24 protein-coding genes are annotated in these 9,717 nt (G+C 40.4%); 22 read left to right on the forward strand and 2 right to left on the reverse strand.

The window, feature by feature from the left end; translation table 11 throughout:
- The first annotated feature begins 135 nt into the window (after positions 1-135).
- The gene (locus tag ACRHOZ_RS19800; protein ID WP_431129625.1) at positions 136-780 is read left to right on the forward strand and encodes a hypothetical protein; all 645 of its coding nucleotides are present in this window, start codon (positions 136-138) and stop codon (positions 778-780) included.
- Positions 752-1,030: a hypothetical protein gene (locus ACRHOZ_RS19805; protein ID WP_431129628.1), complete on the forward strand. Its 279-nt coding sequence runs from the start codon at positions 752-754 to the stop codon at positions 1,028-1,030. Before ACRHOZ_RS19800 ends, ACRHOZ_RS19805 begins: the two co-directional genes overlap by 29 nt.
- On the opposite strand, the gene ACRHOZ_RS19810 is transcribed toward ACRHOZ_RS19805, so the two are convergent.
- On the reverse strand, positions 1,027-1,491 hold the full coding sequence (locus tag ACRHOZ_RS19810) for a helix-turn-helix domain-containing protein (RefSeq protein ID WP_431129631.1): 465 nt from the start codon (positions 1,489-1,491) through the stop codon (positions 1,027-1,029). The genes ACRHOZ_RS19805 and ACRHOZ_RS19810 overlap by 4 nt on opposite strands.
- A gap of 101 nt (positions 1,492-1,592) precedes the next feature.
- Here ACRHOZ_RS19810 and ACRHOZ_RS19815 point away from each other — a divergent pair, with 101 nt between their 5' ends.
- From ACRHOZ_RS19815 to ACRHOZ_RS19900, 18 genes are all read left to right on the forward strand, one after another.
- Complete coding sequence (locus ACRHOZ_RS19815) at positions 1,593-1,907, forward strand: hypothetical protein (protein ID WP_431129634.1); 315 nt, start codon at positions 1,593-1,595, stop codon at positions 1,905-1,907.
- On the forward strand, positions 1,907-2,119 hold the full coding sequence (locus ACRHOZ_RS19820; RefSeq protein ID WP_431129637.1) for a hypothetical protein: 213 nt from the start codon (positions 1,907-1,909) through the stop codon (positions 2,117-2,119). The genes ACRHOZ_RS19815 and ACRHOZ_RS19820 overlap by 1 nt, the downstream gene beginning before the upstream one ends.
- A complete protein-coding gene (locus ACRHOZ_RS19825) occupies positions 2,116-2,253 on the forward strand; it encodes a hypothetical protein (protein WP_431129640.1) in 138 nt (45 codons plus the stop codon). The genes ACRHOZ_RS19820 and ACRHOZ_RS19825 overlap by 4 nt, the downstream gene beginning before the upstream one ends.
- The gene (locus tag ACRHOZ_RS19830; RefSeq protein WP_431129642.1) at positions 2,214-2,504 is read left to right on the forward strand and encodes a hypothetical protein; all 291 of its coding nucleotides are present in this window, start codon (positions 2,214-2,216) and stop codon (positions 2,502-2,504) included. The genes ACRHOZ_RS19825 and ACRHOZ_RS19830 overlap by 40 nt, the downstream gene beginning before the upstream one ends.
- Positions 2,505-2,803: 299 nt before the next feature.
- Positions 2,804-3,295 carry a hypothetical protein gene (locus ACRHOZ_RS19835; protein WP_431129645.1) on the forward strand — a complete coding sequence of 164 codons (492 nt, stop codon included), beginning with the start codon at positions 2,804-2,806 and terminating at the stop codon, positions 3,293-3,295.
- Complete coding sequence (locus tag ACRHOZ_RS19840; protein WP_431129647.1) at positions 3,292-3,918, forward strand: YqaJ viral recombinase family protein; 627 nt, start codon at positions 3,292-3,294, stop codon at positions 3,916-3,918. Before ACRHOZ_RS19835 ends, ACRHOZ_RS19840 begins: the two co-directional genes overlap by 4 nt.
- Positions 3,918-4,232 carry a hypothetical protein gene (locus tag ACRHOZ_RS19845; RefSeq protein WP_431129650.1) on the forward strand — a complete coding sequence of 105 codons (315 nt, stop codon included), beginning with the start codon at positions 3,918-3,920 and terminating at the stop codon, positions 4,230-4,232. The genes ACRHOZ_RS19840 and ACRHOZ_RS19845 overlap by 1 nt, the downstream gene beginning before the upstream one ends.
- Entirely contained in the window at positions 4,232-4,603 is a 372-nt protein-coding gene (locus ACRHOZ_RS19850) for a DUF3127 domain-containing protein (RefSeq protein WP_431129653.1), read from the forward strand. The genes ACRHOZ_RS19845 and ACRHOZ_RS19850 overlap by 1 nt, the downstream gene beginning before the upstream one ends.
- 3 nt (positions 4,604-4,606) lie before the next feature.
- On the forward strand, positions 4,607-5,230 hold the full coding sequence (locus ACRHOZ_RS19855; protein ID WP_431129656.1) for a recombination protein NinG: 624 nt from the start codon (positions 4,607-4,609) through the stop codon (positions 5,228-5,230).
- Positions 5,215-5,757, forward strand: coding sequence for a hypothetical protein (locus ACRHOZ_RS19860; RefSeq protein ID WP_431129659.1), 543 nt, complete (start codon positions 5,215-5,217; stop codon positions 5,755-5,757). The genes ACRHOZ_RS19855 and ACRHOZ_RS19860 overlap by 16 nt, the downstream gene beginning before the upstream one ends.
- Positions 5,754-6,389 carry a DNA cytosine methyltransferase gene (locus ACRHOZ_RS19865; RefSeq protein WP_431129662.1) on the forward strand — a complete coding sequence of 212 codons (636 nt, stop codon included), beginning with the start codon at positions 5,754-5,756 and terminating at the stop codon, positions 6,387-6,389. The genes ACRHOZ_RS19860 and ACRHOZ_RS19865 overlap by 4 nt, the downstream gene beginning before the upstream one ends.
- A complete protein-coding gene (locus tag ACRHOZ_RS19870; protein WP_431129665.1) occupies positions 6,389-6,697 on the forward strand; it encodes a hypothetical protein in 309 nt (102 codons plus the stop codon). Before ACRHOZ_RS19865 ends, ACRHOZ_RS19870 begins: the two co-directional genes overlap by 1 nt.
- Positions 6,694-6,894 carry a hypothetical protein gene (locus tag ACRHOZ_RS19875; protein WP_431129668.1) on the forward strand — a complete coding sequence of 67 codons (201 nt, stop codon included), beginning with the start codon at positions 6,694-6,696 and terminating at the stop codon, positions 6,892-6,894. Before ACRHOZ_RS19870 ends, ACRHOZ_RS19875 begins: the two co-directional genes overlap by 4 nt.
- Positions 6,891-7,199, forward strand: a complete 309-nt coding sequence (locus ACRHOZ_RS19880; RefSeq protein WP_431129671.1) for a hypothetical protein — start codon at positions 6,891-6,893, stop codon at positions 7,197-7,199. Before ACRHOZ_RS19875 ends, ACRHOZ_RS19880 begins: the two co-directional genes overlap by 4 nt.
- On the forward strand, positions 7,180-7,815 hold the full coding sequence (locus tag ACRHOZ_RS19885) for a hypothetical protein (RefSeq protein WP_431129674.1): 636 nt from the start codon (positions 7,180-7,182) through the stop codon (positions 7,813-7,815). The genes ACRHOZ_RS19880 and ACRHOZ_RS19885 overlap by 20 nt, the downstream gene beginning before the upstream one ends.
- Positions 7,812-7,973 (forward strand): hypothetical protein, encoded by a 162-nt coding sequence (locus ACRHOZ_RS19890; RefSeq protein ID WP_431129677.1) that lies wholly within the window; start codon positions 7,812-7,814, stop codon positions 7,971-7,973. The genes ACRHOZ_RS19885 and ACRHOZ_RS19890 overlap by 4 nt, the downstream gene beginning before the upstream one ends.
- Before the next feature lie 18 nt (positions 7,974-7,991).
- Complete coding sequence (locus ACRHOZ_RS19895; RefSeq protein WP_431129680.1) at positions 7,992-8,282, forward strand: hypothetical protein; 291 nt, start codon at positions 7,992-7,994, stop codon at positions 8,280-8,282.
- A gap of 113 nt (positions 8,283-8,395) precedes the next feature.
- Positions 8,396-8,683, forward strand: a complete 288-nt coding sequence (locus tag ACRHOZ_RS19900; RefSeq protein WP_431129683.1) for a hypothetical protein — start codon at positions 8,396-8,398, stop codon at positions 8,681-8,683.
- A gap of 40 nt (positions 8,684-8,723) precedes the next feature.
- Here the strand turns inward: ACRHOZ_RS19900 and ACRHOZ_RS19905 are convergent, their stop codons facing one another.
- Entirely contained in the window at positions 8,724-8,852 is a 129-nt protein-coding gene (locus ACRHOZ_RS19905) for a hypothetical protein (protein ID WP_431129685.1), read from the reverse strand.
- Positions 8,853-8,907: 55 nt separating this feature from the next.
- Here ACRHOZ_RS19905 and ACRHOZ_RS19910 point away from each other — a divergent pair, with 55 nt between their 5' ends.
- Complete coding sequence (locus tag ACRHOZ_RS19910; RefSeq protein WP_431129688.1) at positions 8,908-9,351, forward strand: hypothetical protein; 444 nt, start codon at positions 8,908-8,910, stop codon at positions 9,349-9,351.
- Positions 9,352-9,414: 63 nt separating this feature from the next.
- A complete protein-coding gene (locus ACRHOZ_RS19915; RefSeq protein WP_431129691.1) occupies positions 9,415-9,714 on the forward strand; it encodes a hypothetical protein in 300 nt (99 codons plus the stop codon).
- Positions 9,715-9,717 lie beyond the last annotated feature (3 nt).

Here is a 9,717-nt window from a genome sequence, read left to right on the forward strand (position 1 = left end):
AGTTGTTGAATATGAGATAACTTAAAATGTATTAATCATTTTAAATTCTCATAATTATGAAAAAAGTATTTTTAATTGCGCTAGTAGCAGTAGCAACGTTGGCATTTGTAGTAAGTTGCGAAAAAGATTCAGTAGATGAAAACGTCGAACTCTTCGGGCCAGACCCACAAACCCCGCCACCGGGAAGCGGTAATAATTAGTATTTGCGGATTCTTGGGGATTTTCTCCAAGTTCGCTTATGTTTTTTACCTTGGAGACAGGTTGCGTGGGGAGAAATTTAAGATTTTCGCCTACGAATACCTGTCTCACTTTTTATGGGCAATGGGCAATGAAATTTTCACCATATCCATTGGTACATTGATTTTTGTTTCCACCAAGTTCTTTCTAATAAAGAAGTCACCTGTCAAAACAGTTTTTAGGATACTTTCATTTTTCATAGTTGGCATCGGGTTTTATTTTATGGGGTGGATTTTTGTCCAAGAATATATGGTCAAGCCTGCCGAAATATATGCCGCAATAGGTTTTGCAGCCGTGGCTACATCAATTTACGTACCCTTCTTAATGTACCTAACAAGGGAGATTACCAATATAAGACAACTTAAAGCCTCTTTTATAGATTTTCTTGTATCGTTGAAACCGGATTATAAGAAAATGATGAAGCACGCTATAAAGCCAAGTTTATTTGGCGAGGCAAAAGCTGAAGTGCTTGATGAGATAAAAAAGGATTCAGACGACTTTCAAAAGAAACTTTATGAAAAAGCCGAAGAACTCATTGACTAGTAAAATATGGAAAAAGCCAGCCCAGGGAAACAAAGTTCCAGAGGAACTTGGCGGGGTATGGTATGATGAGGCAGTAGATGAATTGATGAGGAGTTTTGAAAAAGAAAAAACGACAAACCAACGCTTGAAAAATGATTTGTGGCAGGCTTTGAACAAATCAGGCTCTTTAAATAAGCTGGAAGGTAAAATCAAATCTGGGCAAATGCCCAATGACCTTGAATGTTTGTTGATAGAAGTTGTAAGAATCTAATCGTCCGAAGAAGAAACCTTTAAAGAGACTACCATTTCCCGAAGATATTTTGCCCTGTCATCATTTTTACCATCCACAGCCTGAAGTAGTTTTTTAATAAATTCATTTTCACCCTCCATTATTAACTTCCCAATAAAAGCCGATATAGCGGAATCTTCATTAAAATTATGTCTATTTCGGAATAAATAGCCAGCAATAACATCCAACTCGTCTTCCTTTTTAATTAATTCGGAATTAAACACTATTGTTTTGGATGGAATGTTGGAATCTGAACTGGAAGGTTCCAACGAAATATTTTGCGTATTCAACGCCCTTATCTTTTCTAAAACCTTTGAGTTTGGAGAGGTTGAACCATCCTCATAGTTCTGAACCGTCCTTAGGCTTTTGCCTATTTTCAGTGCAAGCTGCCCTTGGCTCAGACCTAAAGCCTCTCTTAAGTTCCTAATCTCTGAAGGTTTCATATAAATGTTAAAATTGCGTATAAAAGTATGAAAATATTTGCGTTGTGTGCAAATTATTGCATATCTTTGATTGTATTTAAAAAACAAAAGCAACCAAATATATGGAATCTACCTTAACAATGCCCATTAAAATTGTTGACGTAAGAAAACTCCACGTCCCTGAAATCGAGGTGGATGACTGGTTAGAGGACTTCGACGATCACGGCAACAAGATCCACAGGTACGAGAACACAGAGGAGCATATATATATAGGTGACAATCTTATAGTGTGCCACCTGACCGTTGAATCCAAAAACTACGGTAAGAAAACGGCCAACGTGTACGCACTCAAACTTTACGGATTGGAGGAGGAAATAAAGATTTCCGATGCCGAGAAGGAAATACTAAGGAACAAAATCATCAAAACTTTTAAATAATGGAAACTGCATTGAAGATTCTGCGGGAGGTAAGAAACACCCGAGCCTCAATAATAGAGGAGTACAAACAGAAGTTGGCGTTCGCAGAATTCGCAAAGAACGAAAAGGACATTGAAACATTCTCCAATTTGATACAAAGCTGGGGCGAGGACTTATTGGAAGTGAACACAGCAATATCGGAATTGGAAGAACTGAAAACCGTTGCGGCATGATCTACAAGAGAATAGTCAACGGTAAGATTTTCACCACCAACAACAATGGGGTGATAGAGGTATTGACGGAAACGGAATTTAAAGAGCAAAAATCATGGTGGAAGAGAGCGTACGCCCTATTGACGAGTTTATAAGACAACACGGCAAGGCTGTGGAAATGAACGTGAAACAGGAGTTTTTAGAGACAGTAGCGGGTGCCATAGATGTGAATGTGCACACCCTCAACACCAACTATCTGAACAAACGCTCCTATTCAAAGTACAAGATCAAAGGGGCGGTGATAATAGGAAAGAACTTTCTGGAATCACACAAGACCATAGAACTATCAAACCAAAGAAAAGAGGAGAATGAAACCAATGAAAATAGTAAAGGTGATAAAGCCTGATAATCGGATGGAATGGGATGAATGGAGCTTCTTTTTCAACATCCCGAATTATCCTGACAAAGCACTACTTAAGGAACCAATAAACCAAGAACAATGAACCCAGAGACATTCATAAAAGCATCATTTATCATTTTTCTGATAGTGTTTTTCGCTTATGAAAGATGGGACTCCAAGAAAACAAGGAAACAAAAATAAAATGGAGAACTACATCATCGTATTGGCAATGTACCTAATGGCGATGCTGTTATCCAGGATAATGTTTGAAATCAACAACAAGGAATAAACTAAAACTGATCGGAATGGAAACTAAAACCCACTATAGAAATGTATTCAAATCAGACCATTTAGGGGTGGCTGATCTGGAGGACATGATAGAGAAAAAGGAGCCTCTGTATTTCAAGGTGAAAGAGGTTAAACAGGAGTATGGAGTTAAGGTGGCTGGAAGGGAGGGCGACCACAACATCGCTTATTTCGAGGGCAACCATAAACCATTGGTACTGAACGCCACCAACTCCAAGATCATGAAGAAGTTTTCCGAGGGAAGTTCCTTTATAGAGGACTGGAACAACAAATGGATAGAGCTTTACATAGACCCCAATGTTACGATGAAGGGCGAAAAGGTCGGAGGTGTACGGATAAGGCCCGTACAGCCAGTTATGGAAAAACCAGAACTAACGCCCGACCATAAAAGATGGGAAGCCGCAAAGAAAGCCGCAAAGGATGGAAGGCTTGACGCAGTATTGAAACAGTTCAATATTTCCGTGGAGAACAAAAAATTGCTAGAAGCATGATCTTCCACGATGTCGAGCAGAACAGCCCACAATGGGACGCTTTAAGGCTAGGCAAGGCCACTACCTCAAAGTTTGGCGTGATAATGGCAAACTACGGAAAGGCGTTTTCAGATACCGCCAAAAAATATGCCCATAAGATAGCTTATGAACAGGTTACGGGAGCGAAGGAGGAAAGCGCAGGGTTCAGTAACGGATACATGGAGGAAGGGCATGTTTGGGAACCAATAGCAAAGGAGGCCTACGAACATGAGACTTTCAGCGAAGTGTCCAATGGCGGGTTCTGCCAAAGTGAAAAATATGAAAACGTTGGCGGCTCACCAGACGGAAGGATCTTGTTAGACAATGGTGGAATAGAGATAAAATCCGTAATCGCCTGGACTCAGAGACAGAACATTAGAAGAAACTCCCTAGACCCTGCTTATAAGTGGCAGAAGCTTGGAAATATATGGCTCTGTGGTTGGGACTATTGCGATTTTATCAGTTACGGCTATACATGCACTGAAAACAACAAGCTCTTTATCCATAGAATCTTAAAGGAAGATTATAAGGATGACATTGCCAAGATAGAACCAAGGCTAGAGCAATTCCTTGAACTAGTAGAAGATGAAAAGAAATATATCTGATGCAAGAGGTCTTGGACAAAATATCGTCAATAATCGACACCTACGAGGGTGGTGAATGGAAGAGCAAGGATAGTCTAAGGGAAATGCTCAGGGAACTGACCAGCAGCAATTATCATCTGACCAAGTTCAATATAGAGGCCTATCAAGAACATAACACGGTACAGTTCAAACACAAGGGAAGCGTGGCTTCAGGGAAAATTTTGGCGGATGAGAAAGTACCCGAACTCAGGATGATCAGAAAAATAATGGAGGCGGTAGACCATGTGATTTGGTCTATGCGCTCAGAACTATCAATAATCAAAAAAGAAAGTTAATGGAACTAGAAGGAATTATCAAGGTTATCGAGGATACCGGAACATTTGGGAACAACGGTTTCCAAAAGAGGGAATTTGTATTGACCACGGAGGAGCAATATCCACAGCACGTATTGATTGAACTGGTGCAGGACAAATGCTCCATACTGGACAAGTACGCTGTAGGTGAAAAGGTAAAGGTGTCAATCAATATCAGGGGCAGGGAATGGGTCAATCCGCAGGGAGAGACAAAGTATTTCAACAGCATACAGGCTTGGAGAATAGAGAAGGTTGGATTTGCATCTGAAGGGGTGCCGCCAGTTCCACCCAAAGAGGTGTTTGAGCCTGCTGGGGATTTAACTGAAGAAGATCCTGATGATATGCCATTTTAAGCAATGACCAGAATTCTCCATAAACCAAAACCATGCAAGGGCAACCATAATTCCAACCATTTTCCCGGATGCGGGAAAGAGGTCTACGACAGGACGTACGGATTATGTCCGTACTGTTTTTGGGAATGGATGCAGTCAACACCGGAAGGGAACGAGCATTACAGCAAAAAATTCGTGCCGAGGGTGCAGAAGAATGCCAAGGCAACCATCAGGAAAAAGAAAAAAGAGGAAAGGGAAAAGCTAAAGAGCATAGCAAGGCTCGTCCAGGAAACAAGGGTTCCCTTTCAGAAGTGGATAAAACTGAGGGACGCGAACGATGCATGTATAAGCTGCGGAACCACAACCGCCAAGATTTGGCACGCGGGGCATTATTTCAAGGCGGAACTTTTTACGGGGCTGATTTTCCATGAAATGAACGTCAACAAGCAATGTGAGAAGTGCAACACTTTTTTAGATGGAAATGAGAGCGGTTATAGGAAAGGGCTGGTAAAAAAGTACGGGGAAAATGCGGTAAAAGAGCTGGAGGAAATAGCCGATTCCCTAAGAAAGTACAAGTATTCAAGGGAAGAACTGAAGGAAATAAAAACAAAGCACCAAAAACTATTAAGGGAATGGAAGAACAGCTAATGCTTTTTAAGGTCGATTCTATCACAAGGGAAGCGGACGTTGTTTATACACCCCGTCATGTATCTAAATGGATAATTGATTTTGTGAAACCAGAGGGAATTTGTTTAGATCCATGTAAAGGGGACGGCGCTTTTTATGATTTCCTCCCTGCAGGGAAAGAGTTCTGTGAACTGGATGACGGCAAGGATTTCTTTGATTTCAAAAAGAAGTGTGATTGGATAATAGGGAATCCCCCTTACTCAATATTCAAAGAGTTTTTGGAGCATTCATTCAACATAGCCGACAACGTGAGTTATCTGGTTCCTACGAACAAGGTTTTTCAGAGACAGGTAATAATGGATATGATACATGAATATGGAGGTATCCACAGTATAGCGGTTTTTGGAAGCGGGACACTGATTGATTTCCCATTTGGATTTAGTGTCGGGAATTTTCACTTCAAGAAGGGATGGAGGGGAAATACAAGAATAGAAATGGGAATGAACCAAATATTTAACAAGTCAAATAGCAATACCACTGTAAAATGAAAGTATTGAATCTTCATGCGGGAAGGGGAGGAAACCGTAAACTCTGGGAAGGGGTTGAGGTTACCGCTGTGGAGATTGATCCAGAATTGGTAAGAATGTACAAGGAAGATTTTCCTGAAGATGAGGTTATAGAAGGTGATGCCGACGAGTATCTTCTGAAAAATTATAAAAGGTTTGATTTCATCTGGGGAAGCCCACCTTGCCCTAAGAATTCACGGCCCCGGTTTTGGTCTGCCAAAGGAAATGATGCGGTTTCAGATGAATACCCGGACTTGACCCTATACATGTACAAAATATTCCTAGACCATTGGTACAGTGGCAAGTACTCTTTGGAGAATGTTGATCCATACTACAAACCGCTAATCCCACCAACCAAGAAGATTGGAAGGCATTTATTCTGGACGAACTTCCCTATTGGTCATTTTAACCATATCCAGACCGATTGTAGCGGAAACACTGTTGCCCAAATGGAAAAAATACACGGCATAAGCATTCATGGTTACAAAGGAAAACAACGAAAGGATAAGATAATCCGCAATTGTGTACACCCCGAAACGGGACTTTACATCCTTGACTGCGCAAGGGAAATTATAAGAAAACAGAATGTAGAACAACTAGACATCTTTGACTAATGGAACAAGTAAGAGAACAAAGCACAAGCACCATCGCTTACGCAAAATACAAAGCGGACGGCAAAAAGGAACGCGACCAAAAAATAATTGTATGGGTTCTAAAGACCTATGGGGAACTGACCGCTTACGGTATAGCCAAAAAAGCCTTTTACAAGGAACTGGTCAATGGAATTGAACGCATCAAGAAACTGAGTTACGTAGCAGTTGAGAGAAGAATGAAGGAGTTAAGGGTTTCTGGATTGGCAAAGGCCACTCGAAAGATCAGGGATGATGACGACGCTCTTAGAATGGCTCATGTGGCATTATGAAGTTTTGGGTGGTGCCGAGCGAGAACGAACCGAATACCCATTTCATTTTTAGGGATACGGGTACGGAAGTAAAGGTGGTCATAAAGAACAACATTCTTTTACCAGACCACCATTTGTTTGAATCCGAAAAGGAATATTTCAAGAAGAACATCCTGCAATGCGGGCATTTGGAAATAAACATGAACAAAACGGCATGAACCCAACTTTTGAAGACTTCTGGAACGCCTATGACAAGAAGGTGGGCAAAAAATCAAAGATAGAGGCCAAGTGGAACAAACTGAGCTTGGGAACGAAGCTCAAAATAATGGACTACATCCCAAAGTACAAGGAGGCCCAGCCTAATAAAAAGTACAGGAAGAACCCAGAGACATTCTTCAACAATGATTCTTGGGAGGACGAAATAATCTATTACAACAGGGCGAAGGTCATCCCTGTAAACGAACCCGAACACGTAAGCGTATTCGATAAAATGAGGAACAACTATGGAGTTACAGGTTCTTAAAGGGGATACGGTTCCCTTCCGGGGAATTCCGATTGATGAGCGGTCACGTAAGATTGAGCATGAGCTTTACCCGTTCCTAAAGGCTCTCTTGTCGCTCGATGATTCTGACAAGAACGTGGAAAGGTTGCCTTCAATCCTTTTGATGATAGAAAAATCCGCTTACTCGATGACCTTCGAGCAGATAAAGGAGGCTTTTGTAAAGTACGTGAACCATGAGCTTCCAGGGCTTACACCAAAGAGCAACTATCTGGACGGGATACTTTTTTCAAGTGTTATCACTGCCTATAAGGGACAGTTGCCCAAAAAGAGCGAAGCCTACAAACATGAGATTTCCGAAGAGGAAAAATCCCAGAACGAATACCTGAACGTGATTTATGCCTATGACGAATGGAAACAGGACAAAGAGGTTCCCATGGACTACCATTGGGTATATGACACCTTGAAGGAAAAGGGTCTATTGAAGGTGAGCGATGAAGAAAAGAAATCCCTGAACGAATTTTTAAGGGAAACCTATCCCGGTTACAGCAGGGAAAAGAAGCAGAAAAAGGGAAAGGTGATGCTGTTGGAAAGGTTTTTCGAAAAGCTGAAAGTCCACATTAAAGAGCTTCTGGTTTGAAGAAACACGAACTCGACCCCAGTACAATGGTTGATGTTGTCTTTTACAGAAAGACGGACTACCAGGACGCACTTAGATTGAAAAAAGAAGGGGAAAAGAGGGGATGGACTGTAAAAATCGGTGAAGCGGACTATTTAAAAAAGGGGAACAAAATTTAAAACTAAAGCAACAGTAGGATGAAGTATGCTGGAATATTCAATGAAATGGAAAGGTCGATTTTAGAAGTGCTTACAAAATTGGAGCCTGGATATGGTTATAGAAAATGGGCCATTTCCGAGAAAACAGAAATTCCAGAGGATATTTTGACCGTTCTTCTGAAACGATTGAAATACGCGGGAAAAATCGAGTTGATAATGATATGGAGCGAAACAACCGGAATGCCTGACGGTTCAGGATATTGCTTGACAGGAAGTTTACAAAGAGAATTTCAACCCCCTAACAAAGAAAACACCCAATTAAGGAATTAAGACATTGAACCAAATGGCATTCCGCGTGTGTCGAAAAAAGAATTAAGTGCTTGCCTAGGTTAAAACAGAAATATAAGTAACTGATTTTGAATGCCATTTAACAAAACAAGAACATGAAAACAGGAATTGAATTAATCGCAGAAGAGAGAAAAGAGCAAATCGAAAAGCATGGTAGATCCATTGAAATGGATGTTAAGATTAACACGGACTTTCAATTAGGAACTGCCGCATGTTGTCTTTGTTACGAGGCAATTGAAGAAATTGATTGTAGAAATGAACCGCCGACGGAATGGAATTTGGAACTGTGGCAAAAAATGCACGATAAGCCGTATAAGCAAAGACTGATTATTGCAGGAGCAATGCTGGCTGCTGAAATAGACCGCCTACAGGCAATTGATTAACAAAACAAAACGATGGAATCAAACAAGCCGCTGAAAATGGTTATTTGGAGTCCTCAACATGTTGCACCAATAGGTCTTGAATATAGTTTTTTAAATCCTTGTCATTCTGGATCGCAAGTATTTTGAGGTCTTTAACTATTTCCTCCGGGATGTCTATTAGTTTTCTCATGGATTAGAATTGGAGGTAAATTTAAGAACAATATACCATATATACAATATATACTATGAAAGAAAAGGAAGAAATTGTTGGAATGTCGGTCAAGAACAAAGTTGTTGTTTCCGGTGTTTACTTCTTGATAAGGGAAAAAGAGATAATCTACATAGGTAGTGGCAGAGATGTGCATTCAAGGATTAGAATGCATTCTAAAAATAGGAGAATGAGGTTTAGCCACTACACAATCCTTGAAATGTCCAAAAAGAAAAGGTTGCTGATGGAGAAGCAATATATCGAAAAGTTCAGGCCATTGTTCAATTTCATGTCGAACCCGGATTATCAGGACGGAAAGAAAGAGGTTTTACGAATATTCCTGACAAAGTTCAATAGTGCCAAGGAAGTGAAAGAACTGTGCGGGGTCAATGAGGATGTGATAGGAAAGGTGGTTTTCGAAAGGGGCGGTGTTCCTGATGATGTCATAGAAAAAGTTAAAAACGCCATTTTATCACGCTGATATATTGTATATATCATATATATTGTATATATTTGTAATATAATATTAAAAGAATCAATTATTATGAGCAGAGGAGTTTACATACCAGAGTTAGACAATGTTTACGCAACTAATCTCCGAAAGGGTGACGCTAAGCCTATTTACTTTGAATATTTAAGTAAATACAGAAGGATAATGGTTTTGGGCGATTCATCGGGACACATCATAGAGGTCTCCTATAAGGGAGTGGATGTTCCTGCTTGGTCAAAAAGGTATAAGGAGAAAGAACACGCTATCGCGTGGGCAAAGCAAATAGCAGAAAATAGAGATATATGCTTAGGTATGCTCACAATTTGTGAACCTATAGGTGTTCAAAAAATATAGGTG

The sequence above is a fragment of the Flagellimonas flava genome, assembly GCF_050617915.1.
Taxonomy (GTDB): domain Bacteria; phylum Bacteroidota; class Bacteroidia; order Flavobacteriales; family Flavobacteriaceae; genus Flagellimonas; species Flagellimonas flava_A.